The organism is Streptomyces sp. NPDC040622, from assembly GCF_055593965.1.
Map to the genome: position 1 here is coordinate 23,134 of NZ_JBVIXD010000028.1, position 22,407 is coordinate 45,540.

Here is a 22,407-nt window from a genome sequence, read left to right on the forward strand (position 1 = left end):
CATCGGAGCGCCCGGCCGGCCGGACGCCCGCCGCACGCCCGCCGGCGCGGGCCGCTACCAGGGCACCGGGCCGTCCTGCGACAGCGAGGCCCCCGAGGGGCCGGCGGCGTCCAGCAGTGCGAGACGGACCGCGATCACGGCACCCTGGGCCGCGGTGCGCTGCCCGCGGTGGCCGTTGATGTCCGTGGCCACCACGCCGGGATGGGCCGCGTTCACCTTGACCGGGGTGTCCCGCAGCTCCTTGGCGTAGGCGAGCGTGATCGCGTTGAGCGCCGTCTTGGAGGACTGGTAGGCGAGCATGTTGACGTGCGCCATCGGGGAGGCGGGATCGGCGTTGAGGGTCAGCGACGCCAGATGGCTGGACATGTTGACGATGCGTCCGGCCTCGGCGCGGCGCAGCAGCGGCAGCATCGCGTTGGTCACGGTGACCACGCCGAAGACGTTGGTCTCGTACACCTCCCGCAGATCGCCGGCGGTCGCCTGACTGGGCGCCCCGGTGAACCCTCCGGCGATGCCGGCGTTGTTGACCAGGATGTCCAGCCGCCCGTAGCGCTGCTCGACGAACGCCGCGGCCCGGGCCACGCAGTCCGCATCGCGCACGTCGACGCGCAGCGGCACCGCGGTGATGCCGCGCTCGGCCAGCAGGGCGCTCGCCTGCTTGCCGCGCACCTCGTCCCGGGCGCCGATCAGGACGACGGCGCCCCGCTCGCCCAACTGCCGGGCCGTCTCCTGCCCGATGCCCTTGTTGGCGCCCGTGATGAGCGCGATCTTCTCGACCGGCACGTCGGTGGTCCCTTCTGTCGTCCCTGGCATCCCTGGCTCCCCTGGCATCCCCGCCGTCGGGGGAGGGGAAGGTGGTGGGTGGTGGGTGGGGCACGCGCGGCGCAGCGCATCGAAGACTCACACAGATCGGGCAGCACACCCGGCGGGCCCCTCGTGAACGCGATGTTCAACTGCGCGAACTTCGCGGTCGAACACGCGCGGCACCCTTCTGGCCGGGCACCCGCGGGCCTTTGGGCCGAACACGCCCGGCGGGCCGCGGCCCTGTCGTCACGCTCCTGCCCTCGCCCGGAGCACGGGCCCGCGGCATCCGGTGCGTGCCGGGCGCCGCGGGGCAGGCAGGAGTGCGACGACAGGCCCGGGCCGTTCGGCGGCCACTTGCAGGACGCGGGGCGCGGCGGCAGCCTGGTGCACCGGCACTCGCCGCTGCCCGCCCCGCCTCTCCTTCGCGCCCCCGTGCCCCGTGCCGGGAGGCGGCGAAGCGGCGACGGCGCGGGCCCGACCCACAGGAGACGCCCCGATGCCACCCCGGATGAACAACCCTTCGCTGGTCGTCCCCGACGCCCTGCAGCCCCTGCTCGACCTGACCCAGGTCATCGGCAAGGTCGGCGTCCCGCAGCAGACGCTCGACCTCATCCGGCTGCGGGTGAGCCAGCTCAACGGCCGGATCTACACGATCCCCGACGACCTCGGGCAGGCGGCCGCGGACGAACGCCTGCCCCTGGTCGCCGAATGGCGCGAGGCGGCCGGCTTCAGCCCCGCCGAGCGCGCCGCACTGGCGCTGGCCGAGGACGTCACCGAACTCACCGGCCGCGAGGACGCGGTGCCCGACGAGGTCTGGCAGGAGGCGGCCGCCCACTACACCGAGGAGGAACTCGCCTCCCTGGTCATCCACATCGGCCTGGTCAACCTCTGGAACCGCATCAACGTCTCCACCCGGCAGGTGCCCGCGGCCTGGCGCTGAACCGCCCCCGCACACCCGGTGCGGCACCAACTGCCGTACCGCAGAGCGCTGTGGTGACCAGCTCCTGTCACATCTCCGCGCCGCCGGGCGTCATAGCAGTGACGAACGGGACCACCCGCGTGGGAGGGATGCGACAGCCGCACCCCGCACAGGGCACCGCGCCCCCTGCGAAAGCGCACGCACCCAGCCGACCACCCAGCCGGAGGGAAGGAACCTCACGTGTTGCAGCTCATCAACGCCGGTTTAGGCAGGACCGGGACCACGTCACTGCAGGTGGCACTGGAACAGCTCGGTTACGGCCCCTGCTACCACATGTTCGACATCGTCGGTGATGAGAAGCGTCTGGAGCAGTGGGAACGCATCATCTGCGACGGGCAACAAGCCGACTGGGACGCGGTGTTCGAGGGGTACACCTCCGCGGTGGACGGCCCGCCCTCCTTCTACTACCAGCAGATCACCAAGGCGTTCCCCGACGCCAAGGTCGTCCTGACGGTGCGCGACGCGGAGGGCTGGTACGAGAGCACCTACAACACGCTGTACCAGTTCGTCCTGAAGAACCGGGAGAACCCTCCCGAGCCCGGCAGCAGGCAGGCCCGGGTCTACCGCATGACCACCGTCATGACCTGGGAGGGGCTGTTCGAGGGGCGCTTCTCCGACAAGGACCGGGCCATCGAGGTCTACCACCGGCGCAACCGCGAGATCATCGACGCGGTGCCCGCGGACAACCTCCTGGTCTACGACGTGAAGGAGGGCTGGGGGCCGCTGTGCGCGTTCCTGGGCGCCGACGCGCCGGACAGGGAGTTCCCGCACGCCAACACCACCGCGAACATGCGCGAGCGGATGCAGCAGATGGCCGCCGGCGGCCCGCCCGCACCCGGCACGCCGCTCACACCCGACGGAGCGCACTGACACCACCCTCCCTTTCTTCTGCAATTCCCCCGCGGAGCGCCGAATTCACGGCTGCTCCGCGGGATTTTTTTGTACCGATGCGCCGGCGCCGATACCGCCATTCCACCCCCGCTCGACCGGCGGCCATTGTTCAACCGTAGTTGTTTTCACGCCACTTCCCGCAGCAGATAGTCTCTCGCCGCTCCCCGGACCTGCCCGTGAAAACCGGCTCCGCCGCCCTGCCCGTGAATGGGCCCGGCGCCGTACCTGCCTCAAGAAGGGGATTACGTGAGGAAGTTCCTAGCAATTACGGCGGCGGCCGCCACCGCCCTGGCCGGAACGGTCGCCGCGGCACCGGCGAAGGGCCCCGACCACCGGCCGGCGGCCGGCATCTCCTGGTCGCCCTGCCCGGACAACGACCCCGTCGTCGGGGGCCTGCTCAAAGGCCTGGAGTGCGGCTCGCTCGACGTCCCCCTGGACCACCGCCGCCCCCGGGGCCGGACGGTCGAACTGGCGCTGACCCGCGCCCGGCACACCGCACCCCAGGAGCAGTACCAGGGCATCGTGCTGCTCAACCGCGGCCAGTGGCCCGGCCAGTTCGGCCGCGACCTGCCCACCCGGTTCGCCAAGGGCACCTCCGGGCTGTCCCCGGCCGTCGGCGCCACCTACGACTGGATCGGCTTCGACCCGCGCGGCACCGGCGCCAGCCGGCCGGCGCTGACCTGCGACCCCGGCTACGTCTGGCCCGGCAAGGCCCGCGCCGACCTGGTGCCCGCGACCGCCGCCGAGGAACGGGCCTGGCGCACCAAGGCCCGCGACTTCGCCGCCAGCTGCGGCCGCGCCCACGGCGACATGCTGAACTTTCTGAGCACCAAGGACACCGCCCGCGACCTGGACCTGATCCGCCGGGCACTCGGCCAGGACCAACTCACCTACTTCGGCTGGGACTACGGCACCTACCTCGGCTCGGTCTACGCCTCGATGTACCCCCACCGGGTGCGCCGGATGGTCCTGGACACCGTGGTCCAGCCCGCCCGGGGCTGGTACCAGGACGTCCTCGAACAGAACGTGACCTTCGAGAAGAGCGCGCAGAACTACTTCTCCTGGATCGCCCGCCACGACGCGGCCTACCACCTGGGCACCACCCGGGCCGCGGTCGAGGCGCAGTACTACGCGGGCATGGCAAAGCTCCGCGAGCAGCCGGTCCAGGGACGCATCGGCCCGGCCGAGTACACCGAGATCTTCCTGGTCAACCTCTACCGCCGCTCCTCCTGGGCCGGCCACACCAAAGCCCTGGCCGACTGGGTGCTGCGCGGCGACCCGGCAGGCCTGCAGGCCAACTTCAACGACCCGGGCTACCCCACCCAGAACAAGCAGGCCATGTACAACGCGGTCCAGTGCACCGACACGCCCTGGCCCCGCGACTGGCAGCGCTGGCACGAGGACTACACACGCCAGTACCGCGCCGGCACCACCTTCCTGACCTGGTACAACGCCTGGTACAACGCGCCGTGCGCCTCCTGGCCGGCCCCCGCGGGAACACCCCAGAAGATCGGCGCCAAGAACGTGAACGTCCTGCTGGTGCAGGGCCAGCACGTCGCCGGATCCCCGCTGGCGGGCGCCTACGACCTGCACCGGCGCTTCCCCGACTCCCGGCTGCTGCTGGAACGCGACGGCTACGAACACGAGACGTCCCTGTCCCGCAACGCCAACACCTGCATCAACGACCATGTCGGCGCCTACCTGAAGGACGGCACCCGGCCCGCCCCCGGCACACACGCCGACGCCACCTGCCGGGCCAACCCGGCACCCGAACCGACCCCGTGACAGCCACCCGCCGCGTTCAGCCGCGTGAAATCCGCGGTTGAACGCCCAAACAACAGGCCCCGTTTATGAATTCATCACCTTCATTGCAGCCGAACAGGGTGATGTGTAGTTTTACGTCGACGATTCCTCAGCCGCCCCGCGTGGAAGGTCAACAATGGAAACTGGCGTCATAATTGTCGGTGCCGGACCCGTCGGATTGATGCTGGCCGGCGAACTCCACCTGGGCGGTGTGAATGTCACCGTCTTCGACAGGCTCCCCGCACCGTCCGGGGAATCCCGCGCCCTCGGCTTCAACCGGCGGGCCGCCGAGACATTCGACCAGCGCGGACTGCTGCCCCGGCTCGGCACATTCCGGTGGGGCCCGATGGGACACTTCGGCGGCGTCCGGTTCGACCTCGGCATGCTGGAGGAGGACCACAGCGGCGTCCTGGGACTGTCCCAGGCCCGCACCGAGGACATGCTGAACGGCTGGCTGGCCGACCTCGGCGTGCCGGTGCGCCGCGGCTGCGAGGTCACCGGCGTGCACGAGCGGAGCGACGGCGTCACCGTCACCTACGACGGGCCGCAGGGCCCCGGCCGGCACACCGCCCCCTACGTGGTGGGCTGCGACGGCCCGCACAGCACCGTGCGCACCGCGGCCGGCATCCCCGCCCGGCAGTGGCAGGCCACCCGCGGCATGTACACCGCGGAGATCACCGGGGTGACGCTGCGCCCGCGGCCCATCGGAGAACGCCTGCCCGGCGGCCACATGGTGGTGTGCACCCCGCTGGGCGAGGGCCGCCAGCGCATCGTCGTCCACGACAAGAGCCTGCCCGCCCACCAGGACCCCGCCGCCCTGACGTTCCCTCAGATCGCCGACGCCTGGCAGCGGCTCACCGGCGAATCCCTCCACCAGGCCCGCGCCCAGTGGATGTGGGCCTGCGACAACGCGGCCGCCCTGGCCCAGGACTACCGGCGCGGCCGCATCCTGCTCGCCGGCGACGCCGCACACGCGATGCCGCCGCTGGCCGCCTGGGGACTCAGCGCCGGCCTGCAGGACGCGGCGAACCTCGGCTGGAAACTGGCCGCCGTACTGGCGGGCCGGTGCGGCCAGGACCTGCTGGACACCTACCACGCCGAACGCCACCCGATCGGCCGGGAACTGATCCGCAACGCCCAGGCGGCCTCCCTGCTCTACCTCGGCGACGCCGCCATGGACCCGCTGCGCGGCGTGCTGGGCGAGCTGACGGAACACCGGGACGCGGCCGGGCACCTGGCCGGCATCGTCAGCGGCCTGGGCATCCGCTACGACCTGGGCCCCGGCGCGCACCCGCTGCTGGGCCGGCGCATGCCGCCCGACCGCGAACTGGCCCGCCCCGACGGCACCACGACCCGCGTCGCCCAGCTGCTGCACCCCGCGCGCGGCGTACTGATCGACACCGGCGGCGCGGGCGGCGCGGGCAAGGCCGCCCGGCTCGCCGAGGACTGGGCCCGGCGCATCGACATCGTCACCGGCACCTGGGCCGACGGCCCGCACCCCGACGGCGTGCCCGAAGCGGTCCTCATCCGGCCCGACGGCTACGTCGCCTGGACCTCTCCGGGCACCGACCGCGACCTGGGCGACGTCCTGGGCCACTGGTTCGGCACCCCCACCGCCCCCCACCGGACAGGAGCGCGAGCATGACCACGGACGTGATCGTCGTCGGCGCGGGCCCGGTCGGGCTGATGGCGGCCGGCGAACTGCGCCTGGGCGGCGCCGACGTCGTCGTCTACGAGCAACTGCCCGCCCCGGCCCGGGAGTCCCGCGGCGCCAGCCTCACCCGGCGCGCGGTCGAGAGCTTCGACCAGCGCGGACTCCTCGGCCGGCTCGGCGCGACGGAGCCCGCCGACAGCCACTTCGGCGGCGTACCCATCGACCTGGGCATGCTGGCGGAGAACCACAGCGGCGCCAGGGGAGTCTCCCAGTTCCGCACCGAGCGCATGCTGGAGGACTGGGCGGGCGAACTCGGCGTGCCGGTGCGCCGCGGCTGCCGAGTGACCGACGTACGCGAGGAGTCCGACGCCGTCACCGTGCGCTTCGAGGGGCCCCAGGGCGCCGGGCAGGACAGCGCCCGCTACGTCATCGGCTGCGACGGCGGACGCAGCACCGTGCGCAAGCTGGCCGGCATCGACTTCCCCGGACCCGAACCCACCCGCGGCTTCTACACGGCCGACGTGACCGGCATCGAGACCCGCCGCCGGCGCATCGGCGAGAACCTCCCCGACGGCAGCATGGTCATGGCGATGGACCTGGAGAACGGCGTCACCCGCATCGTCGCCTACGAGCGGGGCGCGCGCCCCAAGGACCGCGACGCCCTGTCGTACACCGAACTCGCCGACGCCTGGCAGCGCCTGACCGGCGAGTCCATCCACCACGGCCAGTGCCGGTGGATCAGCTGCTTCACCGACGCCTCCCGGGTCGCCGCCCACTACCGGCGCGGCCGGGTGTTCCTGGCGGGCGACGCCACGCACGTCCAGCCGCCGGCGATGGCCCAGGGGCTGAGCGTGGGCGTGCAGGACGCGGTCAACCTCGGCTGGAAACTGGCCGCCGTACTGGCGGGCCGGTGCGGCCAGGACCTGCTGGACACCTACCACGCCGAACGCCACCCGATCGGGGCACAGCTGTCGCGCAACGCCCGCGCCGCCATCGAACTGCGCCTGAGCGGACAGGAGATGGCCCCGCTGCGCGACGTCCTGGGCGAACTGATGACACACAAGGACGCGGCCGCCCACCTGGCCGGCCTCCTGAGCGGCCTGGGCATCCGCTACGACATGGGGCCCGGCGCACACCCGCTGCTGGGCCTGCGCATGCCACCCGACCGAGAACTGCTGCGCCCCGACGGCACGAGGGCCCGCATCGCGCAGCTGCTGCACCCCGCGCGCGGCATCCTCATCGCCACGGAGCACGCGGGCAAGGCCGCCCGGCTCGCCGAGGACCGGGCGCCGCACATCGACATCGTCACCGGCACCTGGGCCGCCCCCCAGGACCCCGCACTGGACGCGGTCCTCATCCGCCCCGACGGCTACGTCGCCTGGACATCCCCGGGCACCGACCGCGACCTGACCGACGTCCTGGACCACTGGTTCGGCACCCCCGCCGCCACCGCCTGACCCGCACGGACGCCCCCGACCCCCAGGAGAGACACGTGATGAGCGGAGTCACCGTCTGGCTCACCGGCCTGCCGAGCGCCGGCAAGACCACCATCGCCTACGAGCTGGCAGACCGGCTCCGCGCGGACGGCCACCGCGTGGAGGTCCTGGACGGCGACGAGATCCGCGAGGCACTCTCGGCCGGCCTCGGCTTCTCCCGCACCGACCGGGACACCAACGTGCAGCGCATCGGCTTCGTCGCCGAACTCCTGGCCCGCAACGGCATCCTGGCGCTGGTCCCGGTGATCGCCCCGTACACCGACAGCCGCGAGGCGGTGCGCAAGCGCCACGACAGCAACCGCACCCCCTACCTCGAGGTGCACGTCGCCACCCCCCTCGAGGTGTGCAGCGCCCGCGACGTGAAGGGCCTCTACGCCAAGCAGGCCGCCGGCGAACTGCGCGGCCTGACCGGGGTGGACGACCCCTACCAGGAGCCCGCGGCACCCGACCTGCGCATCGAGCCGCAGCACCAGAGTGTTCAGGAGTCCGCCGCCGCGGTGTACGCCGTGCTCACCGAAAGGGGACTGTTATGACGCCGACCCTCGACCCGGTCACGGGAGGCGACGGGGGCAGCGACACCCCCTGCGCCCTCTCGCACCCGGACGCGCTGGAGTCGGAGGCGGTGCACATCCTGCGTGAAGTGGCGGGCGAGTTCGACAAGCCGGTGCTCCTCTTCTCCGGCGGCAAGGACTCCATCGTCATGCTGCACCTGGCGCGCAAGGCGTTCACACCCGCGCCGGTGCCCTTCGCGCTGCTGCACGTGGACACCGGGCACAACTTCCCCGAGGTCCTCGCCTACCGCGACCGCACGGTGGCCCGGCACGGACTGCGGCTGCACGTCGCCTCGGTGCAGGACTACATCGACCAGGGGATCCTGAAGGAACGCCCGGACGGCACCCGCAACCCGCTGCAGACCCGGCCACTGACCGACACCATCCAACAGCAGGGCTTCGACGCCGTGTTCGGCGGCGGACGACGCGACGAGGAGAAGGCCCGCGCCAAGGAGCGGGTGTTCTCGCTGCGCGATGAGTTCTCCCAGTGGGACCCGCGCCGCCAGCGCCCCGAACTGTGGAACCTGTACAACGGCCGGCACCTGCCCCGCGAGCACGTCCGCGTCTTCCCGCTCTCCAACTGGACCGAGCTGGACATCTGGCTGTACATCGCCCGCGAACGCATCGAACTGCCCGAGATCTACTTCGCCCACGAACGCGAGGTGTTCCGCCGCCACCACATGTGGCTGACCGCAGGCCCGTGGGGCGGCCCCACCGGCGGCGAGCGGACCGAGAAGCGCCGGGTGCGCTACCGCACGGTGGGCGACATGTCCTGCACCGGCGCGGTCGACTCCGACGCCGACACCATCGAGAAGGTCATCACCGAGATCGCCGCGTCCCGCCTGACCGAGCGCGGCGCGACCCGGGCCGACGACAAGCTCTCCGAGGCCGCGATGGAAGACCGCAAGCGCGAGGGGTACTTCTGATGACCGCTCTGAACGACACAACCGTCGGCACACTGCGCTTCGCCACCGCCGGCTCCGTCGACGACGGCAAGTCCACCCTGGTGGGGCGCCTGCTGCACGACTCCAAGTCGGTGCTCGCCGACCAGCTGGAGGCCGTCGCCCACGCCTCCCGCAGCCGCGGCCGGAACACCCCCGACCTGGCGCTGCTCACCGACGGCCTGCGCGCCGAGCGCGAACAGGGCATCACCATCGACGTGGCCTACCGCTACTTCGCCACCCCCCGGCGCCGGTTCATCCTCGCCGACACCCCCGGACACGTGCAGTACACCCGCAACATGGTCACCGGCGCCTCCACCGCCGACCTCACCGTCATCCTGGTCGACGCCCGCAACGGCGTCGTCGAGCAGACCCGCCGCCACACCGCCATCGCCGCCCTCCTGCGCGTCCCGCACGTCGTGCTGGCCGTCAACAAGATGGACCTCGTCTCCCACCAGGAGTCCGTGTTCACCGCGATCACCGAGGAATACACCGCCTACGTCAAGGAGTTGGGCGGCCCGGAGGTCACCGTCGTCCCGATCTCCGCACTGGCCGGCGACAACGTCGTGGAACCCTCCGCGCACATGGACTGGTACGGCGGCCCGACCGTCCTGGAACACCTGGAGAGCGTGCCGGTCAGCCACCACCTGGCGACCTGCGCCGCCCGGCTGCCCGTGCAGTACGTGATCCGCCCGCAGAGCCCCCGGCACCCCGACTACCGCGGCTACGCCGGGCGGATCGCGGAGGGCACCCTGCACGTCGGGCAGGAGGTGAGCGTGCTGCCCTCGGGCCGCACCACCAGGATCGCCGGCATCGAACGCCTGGGCCGGCCCGTCGGGTCCGCGGGCGCCCTGCAGTCGGTGACCGTGCTGCTGGCCGACGACCTCGACGTCGCGCGCGGCGACCTGATCGTGCCGAGCAAGGACGCGCCGGCCACCACCCGCGAGGTGGAGGCGACCGTGTGCCACGTCGGCGACCAGCCGCTGTGCGCCGGCCACCGGGTGCTCCTCAAACACGGCACCCGCACGGTCAAGGCGATCGTCAAGGACATCGCCTCCCGGCTCACCCTGGACGACCTGTCCCGGTACCCGCACCCCGGGCAGCTCGTCGCCAACGACATCGGCCGGGTCACGATCCGCACCGCCGAGCCGCTGCCCCTGGACTCCTACGCCCAGTCCCGGCGCACCGGCTCGTTCATCCTGATCGACCCCGGCGACGGCGCCACGCTCACCGCGGGCATGGTCGGCGAGTCGTTCGCCTCCCCGGACCCGGCCGGCGCCCAGGACGAGGGATGGGACTTCTGACCACGTCCCCCGCCGCCCGCCGGCACCCACTTGACGAGAGGAAGATTCCCCGTGCCCGACCACCGCCCCACCGTGCCGCGCCGCCACGTGCCGGTCCTCGCCGTGCTGTGCCTGCTCGCCGCCGTCACCACCGCGTGCGGCTACGGCTCCGACGCCAAAGAGGACGACACCGCGAAGGTCGCCGCCGGCGCGGAGAAGATCGACGGCCTGGACTCCGTACGGATCGGCTACTTCCCCAACCTGACCCACGCGACCGCGCTGGTGGGCCGCCGGCAGGGCTTCTTCCAGAAGGCGCTGGGCGCCACGAAGGCGAAGTACGCGGTGTTCAACGCAGGCCCCTCCGAGATCGAGGCGCTGAACTCCGGCTCCCTGGACATCGGCTGGATCGGCCCGTCCCCGGCCGTCAACGGGTTCACCAAGTCACGCGGCAAGAACCTGCGGATCATCGGCGGTGCGGCCTCCGGCGGCGTGAAACTGGTCGTCAACCCCAAGAAGGTCACCTCCCTCAAGGACGTCCGCGGCAAGAGGATCGCCACCCCGCAGCTCGGCAACACCCAGGACGTGGCCTTCCTCAACTGGGCCGCCGAGCAGGGCTGGCACGTCGACCCGCAGAGCGGCAAGGGCGAGGTGACCGTGGTGCGCAGCGACAACAAGGTCACCCCGGACGCCTACCGGGCCGGGGCCGTCGACGGCGCATGGGTGCCCGAGCCGACCGCCTCCAAGCTCGTCGCCCAGGGCGGCAAGGTCCTGCTGGACGAGAAGACGCTGTGGCCCGGCGGCACGTTCGTCATCACGAACATCATCGTGTCGCAGAAGTTCCTCACCGAGCACCCCAAGGTCGTCGAGGCGGTCCTGAAGGTGTCGGTGGACACCAACCGGTGGATCGACGCCCACCCCGGCCGGGCCAAGGCATCGGCCAACCAGCAGCTGGCGGCCGACGCCGGCAAGGCCCTGCCCGACGAGGTGCTGGACCCGGCATGGAAATCGATCGACTTCACCGACGACCCGCTGGCCGACACCCTGGACACCGAAGCGGCGCACGCCGTCAAGGCCGGCCTGCTCGACAAGCCCGACCTGAAGGGCATCTACGACCTCGGCCCGCTCAACAAGGTCCTCAAGGCCGCGGGCCGCAGCCCCGTCGACGACGCGGGCCTGGGCGCCCGGTGAGCCGCCCCGATGACGTCCCAGGAGGTGACCACCATGGCCACGACCCTCGCCCAGGCCGGTGACGGCACCGCGACAACCCGCCACGCCGCCCGCATCGAGCACGTCTCGAAGTCCTTCCCGGGCCCCGCCGGGCAGCAGCTCGTGCTGGACGACATCAGCCTGGATGTCGCACCCGGCGAGTTCGTCACCCTCCTGGGGGCCTCGGGCTGCGGCAAATCCACCCTGCTCAACCTCGTCGCGGGCCTGGACCGGCCCACGACCGGAGAGATCACCACCGACGGCCGGCCCGCGCTGATGTTCCAGGAACACGCCCTGTTCCCCTGGCTGACCGCCGGCAAGAACATCGAACTCGCCCTGAAACTGCGCGGCGTGGCCCGCCCGCAGCGCCGCGAACGCGCCGAGGAACTCCTGGCGCTCGTACGCCTCAAGGACGCCCACGGCAAGCGGGTGCACGAGCTGTCCGGCGGGATGCGCCAGCGGGTCGCGCTGGCCCGCGCGCTGGCCCAGGAGAGCCGGCTGCTGCTGATGGACGAACCCTTCGCCGCCCTGGACGCCATCACCCGCGACGTGCTGCACGACGAGCTGACCCGCATCTGGCGCCAGACACAGCTGTCGGTGCTGTTCGTCACCCACAACGTGCGCGAGGCCGCGCGGCTGGCCCAGCGCGTCATCCTGCTGTCCTCCCGCCCCGGGCGCATCGCCCGCCAGTGGAGCGTGGACATCCCCCAGCCGCGCCGCATCGAGGACGCCGCCGTCGCGGAGCTGTCCCTGGAGATCACCGAACAACTGCGGGGGGAGATCCGCCGACATGGCCAGTACTGAGACCACCGCCGCCAAGGAGGGCAACGACCTCGCCGGCCTGGACGCCCTGGAGACACCCCAGCAGATCCGCAGGCCCTTCACGCTGACCCTGCGCGAAAAGGTCCTGCCGCCGCTGATCGCCCTCGCCCTCGTCCTGGCCGTGTGGCAGGCGCTGATCTCCTTCCGCATCGTCGACGACCCCAGCAGACTTCCCTCTCCGGGCGCGGTGCTGGAGGTGGTGCGCCAGGCGTGGCGGGAGGGCGAACTCCTCGGCTACATCTGGACCAGCGTCTCGCGCGGCCTGCTCGGCTTCTGCCTCGCCCTGCTCATCGGCACCCCGCTGGGCCTGCTCGTGGCCCGGCTGAAGTTCCTGCGCGCCGCGATCGGCCCGATCCTGTCCGGCCTGCAGTCCCTGCCCTCGGTGGCCTGGGTGCCGCCCGCGGTGATCTGGCTGGGCCTGAACAACTCGATGATGTACACCGTGATCCTGCTCGGCGCGGTCCCCTCCATCGCCAACGGCCTGGTCTCCGGCGTCGACCAGGTGTCACCGCTGTTCCTGCGGGCCGGGCGCACCATGGGCGCCACCGGCCTGCGAGGAACCTGGCACGTCCTGCTCCCCGCCGCCCTGCCCGGCTACGTCGCCGGACTCAAACAGGGCTGGGCGTTCTCCTGGCGCTCGCTCATGGCCGCCGAGATCATCGCCTCCTTCCCCGACCTGGGCCTGGGACTCGGCCAGCTCCTGGAGAACGGCCGCAACGCCAGCGACATGGCCATGGTCTTCGAGGCGATCCTGCTCATCCTCCTGGTCGGCGTCGCCATCGACCTGCTCCTCTTCAGCCCCCTGGAACGCTGGGTCCTGCGCAGCCGCGGCCTGCTGACGCGGAGCTGAAACCACCCCGCCACGCCCGCCCCGCCACGGTCCGACGAACGTCAACCCACCCTCGACCGAGGCTAGAGATTCCGCTGCGACGCTCACCCGGAATGGCAGCAAAAAAGGGCACACCGGATGGCTTTCAACGACGGGCGGGCTACGGTGATCGCAGACGGATTGAGTTCCACCAGATTAAGGTGCGAAGAATCGGCGGCCGGTGAAGTAAACGGCCCCGAAACCATCGAGAACACACCGGTACAGGAACTCCCGGTCCACGCACTGTCACCCGGACTGCGCCTGCGCCAGGGCGGTATCAACGCCGCATACCTTCAAATCCTCGTCGACGCGTCGGGTCATTCCCCGTTGCCGCCCATTCTCGTCCGGAAAGACGGCTGGCGGATTATCGACGGGCTGCACAGGCTGGAGGCGGCGAAACTCTGCGGCGACCACAGCATCAGAGCACGCCTCGTCGACTGCACGGACGCCGAAGCACTCGTCCTCGCCATGAGGGCCAACAGTTCGCACGGACTTCCGCTGTCGAAGGCCGACCGCGTATCCGGAGCAGAACGCGTGCTCCTGTCCCATCCCGAATGGTCCGACCGCGCCATCGCGAGCGTCACGGGACTGAGCGCGAAAACCATCGCGTCCCTGCGCGACCGCTCCGCGTGCCCCACACCGCCGGGCGGCCAACGCCTGGGCCTGGACGGGAAACTGCGCTCGGTGAGCGCCGGCGACGGCCGGCGCCGCGCCGCCGCGTACATCAACGCCCACCCCGACGCCACGCTCAGGGAAGTCGCCCGGGAGACCGAGGTGTCCCTGGGCACCGTCCACGACGTCAGCGCCCGGCTGCGCCGCGGGGTCAGCCCCGAGTGCAACGGCCTGCGGGGGCCCGGGCCGCGGCTGACCCTGCACCCCGCCGACCGGCCCGCGGACACCCCGGCGGCCGGCCACACCCGGGAGCCGGACACCCACGGCCCGCCCCCGACCCCGTCCCCGCGGCCCGCCGGCCCCGCCGACGAGCCCCCCGCCTGGGAGACGGTCGCGGCCAAGGTCGCCAACGACCCGTGCCTGCGCTACACCGAGGGCGGCAAGAAGTTCCTCCAGTGGATGGCCCTGCACGCGGGCGACCCGGACGGCTGGCAGGACCTCGTCAGCGCCGTCCCCGCGCACTGGGTCGGCGTCATCGCCCCCATCGCGGAGAGCCTCAGCAAGGAGTGGAGCCTGTTCGCCGAGCGGCTGCGCGGCCGGCACGAAGTGTGAGGCCCCGCCCGGGAGCGAACCCCCGCCGCGCTGCCGGGACCTGCCGGGGCGCCGGGGCCTGCCGGGCGCGCTGCCGGGGTCAGGACCCGGCCCGCAGCTGCCGGTTCAGTGCCTGCTCCACCGGGCTCAGGGCGACCTCCGGGCACAGCCGCTCCGGATGGGCCGTGGGCGGCCCCGTCAGCCTGGGCGGGACCTTGCCCGCAGGCTCGTGGCCCGCCGGCTCCGTCTTTGCCGGGGCGGGGGCGGGGCAGGGCCCGGACATGTAGATGGCGCCGTAGGCCTGCAGGGCCGCGTACACCTCGCGCCAGAAACGCCTGATCAAGCTGGCCATGGGGGATCCCTCCGAGGGGCGTGGCCGCGGTGACTGCGGCGGCTCCGGTGCGCCGAGAGCCGTCACTGTGTAGGCCCCGGGTCGAACCGGATTCGAAGCTGACTCAAGCGCCCGGGCCGTCGGCGAGGTGTCGAGGCGGACTCGAGCCACCCCTCCGCCCGGCCTCGAGAACGCCTTGCCAACGTGGGCGGGTGGAGCAATCGGGCTCCGCAGCCCCGCAGGGCGCACGCTCGCGTAAGGAGAAGTCCATGGACGAGGCCGAACGTGAGCGGCAGGTACGCGGCGCGGAAGGGGCCGGCGCGCCCCTGCTCCGGCTCGCCGGGGTGGACGACGACGAGGACGCCCCCGCGGAGCCGAACGTGGTGCGCGGGATCGACTGACCGGGCCCTTCCCGGCACGGCCCGCGAGCCGCGACGGTGATGTGCCAGGGCGCGGTGCGCCGGTGACGGAATGAGGAGCCCCAGACGATGACGCTCTCCCCGCAGCGCGGCAGCACGACGGCGATGTCCCCCTCGGCCCAGGCGTTCCTGGCGGCACCGCACACCGCCGTGCTGACCACGCTGCGCCCCGACGGCTCGCCCCACCTGACGCCCGTGCGGTTCACCTGGGACCCGCGGGCCGGCCTGGTCCGCGTCCTGACGCTCAACACGACGCGCAAGGTCAAGAACGTGCTGGCCGCGCCGCGGGCACGCGTCGCGCTCTGCCAGGTGGACGGCTTCGCCTGGGTCTGTCTGGAGGGCACCGCCCGCGTCGTCGATGACCCCGAACGCGTCGCCGAAGGGGTCCGCCGCTACAGCGAACGCTACTTCTCCGGGCCGCCGAACCCGCCCGGACGCGTGGTCGTGGAGATCGTGGTCGACCGGGCGACGACCCTCAACTGCTGAGCCCGCACGGCCCGCCGGCACCGCCGCGCCGGCGGCGGTCCTGCGGGACATCAGCCGCGCGCGCCGGGCGGCACCCCGTCCACCCAGATCAGCCCGAACGAGAGCCGGGTGAGCCGCCAGCCGTCCGGGGTGCGCCGGGCCGCGCCGCTCACCGAGGTGCCGGTGGTGAACAACTCCGGTCCCTCGCCGCCGGGATGGTGGACGTGCGTGGAGACGAGGTTGGCGCGCAGCGTCGCCACGTCGCCCGCGCAGTCCACCACCGCCGAAGAATTCAGGTGCTGGGTGCGTGCGAAATGCGCCAGCGCGCTGCTGTGCCATTCCGCGAGCCCGTCTATTCCCTCGTACTGGCTCAGGGGAAACGCGACGAGGGCATCCTCGGTGAACAGGGTGTGCGCCCACGCGTCGTCCAGCTTTTCGGTGTCCAACGCCAGGAGATAGCGGTCCAGCAGCCCGCGCACGGTCAACGCGTCCACCATGTCCGTGTCCGGAGTGAATGATTCGGATTCAGTCGAGGTCATGCTTGAGAATGGGCCCACAACAGTGCCCCGACCAACCCTTCCTGTAGAAGATCTGACATTCACCGCACGTTTCTGTAGTGGGCTGTAGAAGCCCTGTAACGGCGTCTCTTTACCGCCCCGTCCGGTGCTGTCCATACTCGTGGAACATCAACCGGAAGAGGGCGGACGGGCGACGATGGATAATTATGACGCGGACGTGATCATCGTAGGTTCGGGCCCCACAGGACTTATGCTCGCCGGCGAGTTCGGCCTGCACGGAATTTCCGTTCTCGTGGTCGACAGGCTCGCCGAGCCGATGCAGCAGTCACGCGCTCTTGGATTCTCCGCGCGCACCATCGAGGAATTCGGGCAGCGGGGCCTGCTGTCCCGCCTCGGCGAGGTCGGCGTCATCCCCGCCGGGCACTTCGGCGGGGTGCCGCTCGACTACCAGGTGCTCAGCGGCGGTTCCTACGGCGCGCGGGGCATACCCCAGTCCCGCACCGAGGCGATGCTGGCCGGCTGGGCCACCGAGCAGGGCGCCCGCATCCGCCGCTCCGTCGAGGTCACCGGCCTGGTCCAGGACCAGGACGGGGTGACGCTGCGGGTGTCCGGCGCCGGCGCCGAGGGCGCCCAGCTGCGCGGACGCTACGTCATCGGGTGCGACGGCGCCCGCAGCGCGGTGCGCACGGCCGCCGGCATCGACTTCCCCGGCACCGAGCCGGCCATCGAGCTGCGCTTCGCCGATGTCGCCGGGGTGCGGCTGCGGCCCCGCTTCGCCGGGGAACGGGTGCCCGGCGGCATGATCATGGTGCTGCCGCTGGGCCCCGACCGCTGCCGCATCATCTACTACGACCGCGACGAGCCGCTGCGCGAGAGCGCGGACCCCATCACCTTCGAAGAGGTCGCCGACACCTTCCAGAAGCTGTCGGGCGAGGACATCCACCAGGCCACCCCGCTGTGGGTGAGCTCGACCACCGACGTGAGCCGGCAGGCCGGCCAGTACCGCAGCGGCCGCGTGTTCCTGGCGGGCGACGCCGCCCACATCCACCTGCCCATCGGCGCCCAGGGCATGAGCGCCGGCGTGCAGGACGCGGTCAACCTCGGATGGAAACTGGCGCTCGTCCTCAAGGGCCTGGCCCCCCAGGAACTCCTGGACACCTACCACGCGGAGCGCCACCCGGTCGGCGCCCGCATCCTCACCAACACCCTGGCCCAGCGCATCCTCTACCTCGGCGGCCAGGAGATCACCCCGCTGCTCGACGTGTTCACCGAACTCACCCGGTACGAGTCGGTGCAGCGCCACCTCGTCGGCATGGTCACCGGACTCGACATCCGCCACGACGTCGGCCCGGGGGAGCACCCCCTGCTCGGCCGGCGCCTCCAGGACGGCGAACTGACCTGCCAGGGGCGGCGCACGAGCCTCTACAGCCTGCTGCACGCCGGCCGGGGCGTCCTGCTCGACTTCGGCGGCGAGAGCCCCCTGTCGGGCACCGCCAAGGCCTGGTCCGACCGTATCGACATCGTCGAGGCCGACCGCGGCACGGACCTGCCCGCGGCCGACGCGATCCTGCTGCGCCCCGACGGCTACATCGCCTGGATCTCGCCCGACCAGGGCGCCGGCCCCCTCACCCAGGCACTGGAGCGCTGGTTCGGCCCCGCCGCCTGACACCCCCCGCGCCGTGCGCACCCCTTGCCGTGCGCATCCACTCCTGACAGGAAGTGACACCACGCCATGCCCTACATCTCCACCCAGGACAAGCACCTGACCGTCCTCAACCTGTTCACCACCGACCGGCCGGAGAAGCAGGACAAGCTGATCCAGGAGATGCGGAAGATCGTCGACACCGCCGCCTTCGACGGGTGGATCTCCTCCACCGTGCACGCCGGCCAGGACAGCCCCGGCACCGCCAACTTCATCCAGTGGCGCAGCGGCGAGGACCTGGAGAAGCGCTACGCGGGCGAGGAGTTCAAGCACCGCACGCTGCCGGTCTTCCAGGACATCACCACCTCGATCCGGCTGCTGCAGAGCGAGATCGTGTACACCCAGCGCCACCCCTCCCAGGGCGAGGCGACCGAGGTCTCGCCCGAACGCGACGACCACACCGTCATCGAGATCTTCAAGGTCTCCCCGGGCCACCAGGACGAACTGATCGCGGAACTGGGCGAGGGCCAGTCCTGGCTCCTCGACGTCCCCGGCTACCGCTCGCACAGCGTCTTCAAGGGACTGCGCGCCCGCTTCCTGGAGGGCCCCTTCGTCGTCGTCTACTCGCAGTGGGCCGGCAAGGAGCAGTACGACGCCCACCGCAACCAGGCGCCGGCGCAGCAGTCCGAGACCCGCCAGAAGTCCCAGGCGCGGGTGGACGCCCTGAAGACCGAGAGCGACTGGAACTCCTACCGGGTGATCCACAGCCGCGCGGCCGAGTGAGCCCTGCCCGTCCCGGCCGCGCCGGGCCGGCCCCCAAGCCCGCCCGGCGCCCGGCCCCGGGCCGCTGCGCGCCGGCCCGCCGGCCCTGTCCCTGTCGTGTCCAGTGCCCGGCGTCCTGCCCGGCGTCCACCGCAAGGAGCGAGGTATGCACAGCACGCTGATCGTGGCCCGGATGGCGATCGACTCCAGCCGCAGCGTCGCCGACCTGTTCACCGACTTCGACGCCACGGACATGCCCCACCGGATGGGGACCCGGCGCCGTCAACTCTTCGCCTACCGCGGCCTCTACTTCCACCTCCAGGACTTCGACAACGACGACGGGGGCGCCCGGATCGAGCTGGCCAAGGACGACCCGCGCTTCGTCAGGATCAGTGACGACCTCAAGCCCCACATCGAGGCCTACGACCCGGCGACCTGGCGCTCCCCGGCCGACGCCATGGCCCGGCGCTTCTACTCCTGGGAGGCCGGCGCATGACACAGCGCCGCGTCGTCATCACCGGCCTGGAGGTCCTGGCCCCCGGCGGTCTTGGCCGCAAGGAGTTCTGGCAGCTCATCAGCGAGGGACGCACCGCGACCCGCGGCATCACCTTCTTCGACCCCGCGCCGTTCCGCTCCCGGGTGGCGGCCGAGGCCGACTTCTGCGGCCTCGAACACGGCCTCAGCCCGCAGGAGGTGCGGCGCATGGACCGGGCCGCGCAGTTCGCCGTGGTCACCGCGCGCAGCGCGGTCCAGGACAGCGGCGCCGAACTGGACGCGCTCGAACGCCACCGCATCGGCGTGGCCGTGGGCAGCGCGGTGGGCGCCACCATGGGCCTGGACACCGAGTACCGCGTCGTCAGCGACGGCGGCCGCCTGGACCTGGTCGACCACCGCTACGCCGTGCCACACCTGTACAACTACCTGGTGCCCAGCTCGTTCGCGGCGGAGGTGGCCTGGGCGGTGGGCGCCGAGGGACCCTCCACGGTCGTCTCCACCGGCTGCACCTCGGGCATCGACGCGGTCGGCTACGCCGTCGAGCTGGTGCGCGAGGGCACCGTCGACGTCATGGTCGCCGGGGCCTCGGACGCGCCGATCTCGCCGATCACCATGGCGTGCTTCGACGCGATCAAGGCGACCACGCCCCGCCACGACGCGCCCGAACAGGCCTCGCGGCCCTTCGACGCCACCCGCAACGGCTTCGTGCTCGGCGAGGGCGCCGCCTTCTTCGTCCTGGAGGAGCTGGAGAGCGCCCGGCGCCGGGGCGCGCACATCTACGCCGAGATCGCCGGCTACGCCACGCGCTCCAACGCCTACCACATGACCGGACTGCGCACGGACGGCGCGGAGATGGCCGAGGCCATCCGCCTGGCCCTGGACGAGGCCCGGCTGAACCCCACGGCGATCGACTACATCAACGCGCACGGCTCGGGCACCAAGCAGAACGACCGGCACGAGACGGCCGCGTTCAAAAGGGCCCTGGGCGAGCACGCCTACCGCACCCCGGTCAGCTCCATCAAGTCGATGGTGGGCCACTCGCTGGGCGCCATCGGCTCCATCGAGATCGCCGCCTCCGCGCTGGCGATGGAGTACGACGTCGTGCCGCCCACCGCCAACCTCCACACGCCGGACCCCGAATGCGACCTGGACTACGTCCCGCTGACGGCCCGCGACCAGCGGGTCGACACCGTGCTGACGGTCGGCAGCGGCTTCGGCGGATTCCAGAGCGCCATGGTGCTCACCTGCGCGCAAAGGAGCACCGAATGACGGCGGTCGCGGTCACCGGAATGGGCATCGCCGCCCCCAACGGCCTGGGCGCCGCCGACTACTGGGCCTCCACCCTGGGCGCCAAGAGCGGCATCGGCCGCATCACCCGCTTCGACCCCTCCGGCTACCCCGCCCAACTGGCGGGCGAGATACCCGGCTTCGAGGCCGCCGAGCACCTGCCCGGCCGGCTCCTGGCCCAGACCGACCGCGTCACCCGGCTCTCGCTGGCCGCGGCGGACTGGGCGCTGGCCGACGCCGGCGTCGACCCGCGCTCCTTCGACGCGCTGGACATGGGCGTCGTCACCGCAAGCCACGCGGGAGGCTTCGAGTTCGGCCAGGACGAGCTGCGGAAACTGTGGTCCAAGGGCAGCCAGTTCGTCTCCGCCTACCAGTCCTTCGCCTGGTTCTACGCGGTCAACAGCGGCCAGATCTCCATCCGGCACGGCATGAAGGGGCCCAGCGGCGTCGTCGTCAGCGACCAGGCAGGCGGCCTGGACGCGCTGGCGCAGGCCCGGCGCCTGGTGCGCAGGGGCACCTCGCTGATGGTGTGCGGCGCCGTGGACGCCTCGGTCTGCCCCTGGGGCTGGGTGGCCCAGCTCGCGGGCGGGCGGATGAGCGACAGCGACGAACCCACCCGCGCCTACCTGCCCTTCGACCGGGACGCCCGCGGCTACGTGCCCGGCGAGGGCGGCGCCCTGTTCATCATGGAGTCCGCCGCCTCGGCCCGCGCCCGCGGCGCCCGGGTGTACGGCGAGATCTCCGGGTACGGGGCGACCTTCGACCCGCCGCCCGGCAGCGGCCGCCCCGCCACCCTGCGCACCGCCATCCGCATCGCCTTGGACGACGCGGGCGCCGCCCCCGGCGACGTCGACGTGGTCTTCGCCGACGGCGCGGGCGTGCCCGACCTGGACCGCGCCGAGGCGGAGGCGATCAGTGAGGTCTTCGGCTCGGGGCGGGTCCCGGTCACCGTGCCCAAGACGATGACCGGCCGCCTGCACTCCGGCGCCGCACCACTGGACGTGGCCTGCGCGCTGCTCGCGATGCGGGCCGGCGTCATCCCGCCCACCGTGCACATCGACCCCTGCCCCGAGTACGACCTGGACCTGGTGCTCCACCAGGTGCGCCCGGCCACCCTGCGCACCGCGCTGGTGCTGGCCCGGGGCCATGGGGGGTTCAACTCCGCGATGGTCGTGCGCGGCGGCCGGTGAGCCGCCCGCCGCGCACCGGCGCCGGAGCACCGCGGCGCCGGCCGAGCCCCACACGAAGGAAGCAGACCGACATGACGGACCGACGTTTCACCCTCGCCGACCTCAAGCGCATCCTGCGGGAGGCCGCGGGCGCCGACGAGGCCACCCACCCCGACGGCGACCTCCTGGACACCTCGTTCGCCCTGCTGGGCTACGAGTCGCTGGCCCTGCTGGAGACCGGCGGCTGCATCGAGCGCGAGTACGGCATCTCGCTCGACGACGACACGCTGACCGACGCCCTGACGCCCCGGGAGCTGATCCACACCGTCAACGAGCGGCTGGCCGCCGCCCGCGCGGCCTGAAAGGACACCCGACATGACACCCGACAACACACCCGACCAGACACCTGACACGGCGCCTGACACGACAGAGTCCAGCTCCCGCGTGGCGCTCGTCACGGGTGCCACCAGCGGGATCGGCCTCGCCGTCGCCCGCCTCCTGGCCGGCCAGGGCCACCAGGTGTTCATCGGCGCCCGCACCGCGGAAAACGTCGCCTCGACCGTCAAGCAACTGCGCGAGGAAGGCCTGGACGTCGACGGCGCCGCCGTCGACGTCCGCTCCACACCCGCCACCCACACCTTCGTGACAGCCGCCGTCGCGCGCTACGGCCGCATCGACATCCTGGTCAACAACGCAGGACGCTCCGGCGGCGGCGTGACCGCAGACCTCACCGACGACCTGTGGCACGACGTGATCGACACCAACCTCAACAGCGTCTTCCGCATGACCCGCGCCGTCCTGAACACCGGCGGCATGCA

The 22,407-nt window shown here is 72.0% G+C and carries 24 protein-coding genes; 21 read left to right on the forward strand and 3 right to left on the reverse strand.

The features are described 5' to 3' along the window. Positions 1 to 54: 54 nt before the first annotated feature. Positions 55 to 813 carry an SDR family oxidoreductase gene (locus ACZ592_RS39370; protein ID WP_471586575.1) on the reverse strand — a complete coding sequence of 253 codons (759 nt, stop codon included), beginning with the start codon at positions 811 to 813 and terminating at the stop codon, positions 55 to 57. A gap of 487 nt (positions 814 to 1,300) precedes the next feature. On the opposite strand from ACZ592_RS39370, the gene ACZ592_RS39375 reads away from it, so the two are divergent. The 12 genes from ACZ592_RS39375 (at position 1,301) to ACZ592_RS39430 (ending at position 14,522) form a co-directional block, all read left to right on the forward strand. Next, the gene (locus ACZ592_RS39375; RefSeq protein ID WP_471586576.1) at positions 1,301 to 1,744 is read left to right on the forward strand and encodes a carboxymuconolactone decarboxylase family protein; all 444 of its coding nucleotides are present in this window, start codon (positions 1,301 to 1,303) and stop codon (positions 1,742 to 1,744) included. Between the two features lie 219 nt (positions 1,745 to 1,963). Then, entirely contained in the window at positions 1,964 to 2,653 is a 690-nt protein-coding gene (locus ACZ592_RS39380) for a sulfotransferase family protein (RefSeq protein ID WP_471586577.1), read from the forward strand. Between the two features lie 267 nt (positions 2,654 to 2,920). Then, complete coding sequence (locus ACZ592_RS39385) at positions 2,921 to 4,459, forward strand: alpha/beta fold hydrolase (RefSeq protein WP_471586578.1); 1,539 nt, start codon at positions 2,921 to 2,923, stop codon at positions 4,457 to 4,459. A 154-nt stretch (positions 4,460 to 4,613) separates the two neighbouring features. Continuing rightward, positions 4,614 to 6,122 carry an FAD-dependent monooxygenase gene (locus tag ACZ592_RS39390; protein WP_471586579.1) on the forward strand — a complete coding sequence of 503 codons (1,509 nt, stop codon included), beginning with the start codon at positions 4,614 to 4,616 and terminating at the stop codon, positions 6,120 to 6,122. After that, on the forward strand, positions 6,119 to 7,588 hold the full coding sequence (locus ACZ592_RS39395) for an FAD-dependent monooxygenase (protein WP_471586580.1): 1,470 nt from the start codon (positions 6,119 to 6,121) through the stop codon (positions 7,586 to 7,588). Before ACZ592_RS39390 ends, ACZ592_RS39395 begins: the two co-directional genes overlap by 4 nt. Further along, complete coding sequence (gene cysC, locus ACZ592_RS39400; RefSeq protein ID WP_471586600.1) at positions 7,585 to 8,160, forward strand: adenylyl-sulfate kinase; 576 nt, start codon at positions 7,585 to 7,587, stop codon at positions 8,158 to 8,160. Before ACZ592_RS39395 ends, cysC begins: the two co-directional genes overlap by 4 nt. After that, positions 8,157 to 9,104, forward strand: a complete 948-nt coding sequence (gene cysD, locus ACZ592_RS39405) for a sulfate adenylyltransferase subunit CysD (RefSeq protein WP_471586581.1) — start codon at positions 8,157 to 8,159, stop codon at positions 9,102 to 9,104. Before cysC ends, cysD begins: the two co-directional genes overlap by 4 nt. Beyond that, complete coding sequence (locus ACZ592_RS39410; RefSeq protein WP_471586582.1) at positions 9,104 to 10,423, forward strand: sulfate adenylyltransferase subunit 1; 1,320 nt, start codon at positions 9,104 to 9,106, stop codon at positions 10,421 to 10,423. The genes cysD and ACZ592_RS39410 overlap by 1 nt, the downstream gene beginning before the upstream one ends. A gap of 51 nt (positions 10,424 to 10,474) precedes the next feature. Next, complete coding sequence (locus ACZ592_RS39415; protein ID WP_471586583.1) at positions 10,475 to 11,590, forward strand: aliphatic sulfonate ABC transporter substrate-binding protein; 1,116 nt, start codon at positions 10,475 to 10,477, stop codon at positions 11,588 to 11,590. Positions 11,591 to 11,623: 33 nt separating this feature from the next. Beyond that, positions 11,624 to 12,412, forward strand: a complete 789-nt coding sequence (locus tag ACZ592_RS39420; protein ID WP_471586584.1) for an ABC transporter ATP-binding protein — start codon at positions 11,624 to 11,626, stop codon at positions 12,410 to 12,412. Beyond that, positions 12,399 to 13,280 (forward strand): ABC transporter permease, encoded by an 882-nt coding sequence (locus ACZ592_RS39425; RefSeq protein WP_471586585.1) that lies wholly within the window; start codon positions 12,399 to 12,401, stop codon positions 13,278 to 13,280. The genes ACZ592_RS39420 and ACZ592_RS39425 overlap by 14 nt, the downstream gene beginning before the upstream one ends. A 117-nt stretch (positions 13,281 to 13,397) precedes the next feature. Next, entirely contained in the window at positions 13,398 to 14,522 is a 1,125-nt protein-coding gene (locus ACZ592_RS39430; protein WP_471586586.1) for a ParB/RepB/Spo0J family partition protein, read from the forward strand. Between the two features lie 79 nt (positions 14,523 to 14,601). Here ACZ592_RS39430 and ACZ592_RS39435 read toward each other — a convergent pair whose 3' ends face one another. Continuing rightward, positions 14,602 to 14,853, reverse strand: a complete 252-nt coding sequence (locus ACZ592_RS39435; RefSeq protein ID WP_471586587.1) for a DUF6059 family protein — start codon at positions 14,851 to 14,853, stop codon at positions 14,602 to 14,604. 248 nt (positions 14,854 to 15,101) lie between these two features. On the opposite strand from ACZ592_RS39435, the gene ACZ592_RS39440 reads away from it, so the two are divergent. Together ACZ592_RS39440 and ACZ592_RS39445 are read left to right on the forward strand one after the other, a co-directional pair. Continuing rightward, positions 15,102 to 15,233, forward strand: coding sequence for a hypothetical protein (locus tag ACZ592_RS39440; protein ID WP_471586588.1), 132 nt, complete (start codon positions 15,102 to 15,104; stop codon positions 15,231 to 15,233). Between the two features lie 87 nt (positions 15,234 to 15,320). Continuing rightward, positions 15,321 to 15,737 carry a pyridoxamine 5'-phosphate oxidase family protein gene (locus tag ACZ592_RS39445; RefSeq protein ID WP_471586589.1) on the forward strand — a complete coding sequence of 139 codons (417 nt, stop codon included), beginning with the start codon at positions 15,321 to 15,323 and terminating at the stop codon, positions 15,735 to 15,737. A 50-nt stretch (positions 15,738 to 15,787) separates the two neighbouring features. Here the strand turns inward: ACZ592_RS39445 and ACZ592_RS39450 are convergent, their stop codons facing one another. Beyond that, positions 15,788 to 16,255 carry a nuclear transport factor 2 family protein gene (locus ACZ592_RS39450; RefSeq protein ID WP_471586590.1) on the reverse strand — a complete coding sequence of 156 codons (468 nt, stop codon included), beginning with the start codon at positions 16,253 to 16,255 and terminating at the stop codon, positions 15,788 to 15,790. 196 nt (positions 16,256 to 16,451) lie between these two features. Here ACZ592_RS39450 and ACZ592_RS39455 point away from each other — a divergent pair, with 196 nt between their 5' ends. From ACZ592_RS39455 to ACZ592_RS39485, 7 genes are all read left to right on the forward strand, one after another. Then, on the forward strand, positions 16,452 to 17,900 hold the full coding sequence (locus ACZ592_RS39455) for an FAD-dependent monooxygenase (RefSeq protein WP_471586591.1): 1,449 nt from the start codon (positions 16,452 to 16,454) through the stop codon (positions 17,898 to 17,900). 66 nt (positions 17,901 to 17,966) lie between these two features. Further along, positions 17,967 to 18,659 (forward strand): antibiotic biosynthesis monooxygenase family protein, encoded by a 693-nt coding sequence (locus tag ACZ592_RS39460; RefSeq protein WP_471586592.1) that lies wholly within the window; start codon positions 17,967 to 17,969, stop codon positions 18,657 to 18,659. Between the two features lie 145 nt (positions 18,660 to 18,804). Further along, entirely contained in the window at positions 18,805 to 19,134 is a 330-nt protein-coding gene (locus tag ACZ592_RS39465; protein WP_471586593.1) for a TcmI family type II polyketide cyclase, read from the forward strand. Beyond that, entirely contained in the window at positions 19,131 to 20,402 is a 1,272-nt protein-coding gene (locus ACZ592_RS39470) for a beta-ketoacyl-[acyl-carrier-protein] synthase family protein (RefSeq protein ID WP_471586594.1), read from the forward strand. The genes ACZ592_RS39465 and ACZ592_RS39470 overlap by 4 nt, the downstream gene beginning before the upstream one ends. Beyond that, positions 20,399 to 21,610 carry a ketosynthase chain-length factor gene (locus tag ACZ592_RS39475; protein WP_471586595.1) on the forward strand — a complete coding sequence of 404 codons (1,212 nt, stop codon included), beginning with the start codon at positions 20,399 to 20,401 and terminating at the stop codon, positions 21,608 to 21,610. The genes ACZ592_RS39470 and ACZ592_RS39475 overlap by 4 nt, the downstream gene beginning before the upstream one ends. 71 nt (positions 21,611 to 21,681) lie before the next feature. Further along, the gene (locus tag ACZ592_RS39480) at positions 21,682 to 21,951 is read left to right on the forward strand and encodes an acyl carrier protein (protein ID WP_471586596.1); all 270 of its coding nucleotides are present in this window, start codon (positions 21,682 to 21,684) and stop codon (positions 21,949 to 21,951) included. A gap of 13 nt (positions 21,952 to 21,964) precedes the next feature. Further along, positions 21,965 to 22,407, forward strand: a 443-nt coding sequence (locus ACZ592_RS39485) for an SDR family NAD(P)-dependent oxidoreductase (protein WP_471586597.1), incomplete at its 3' end; no start/stop codon positions are given.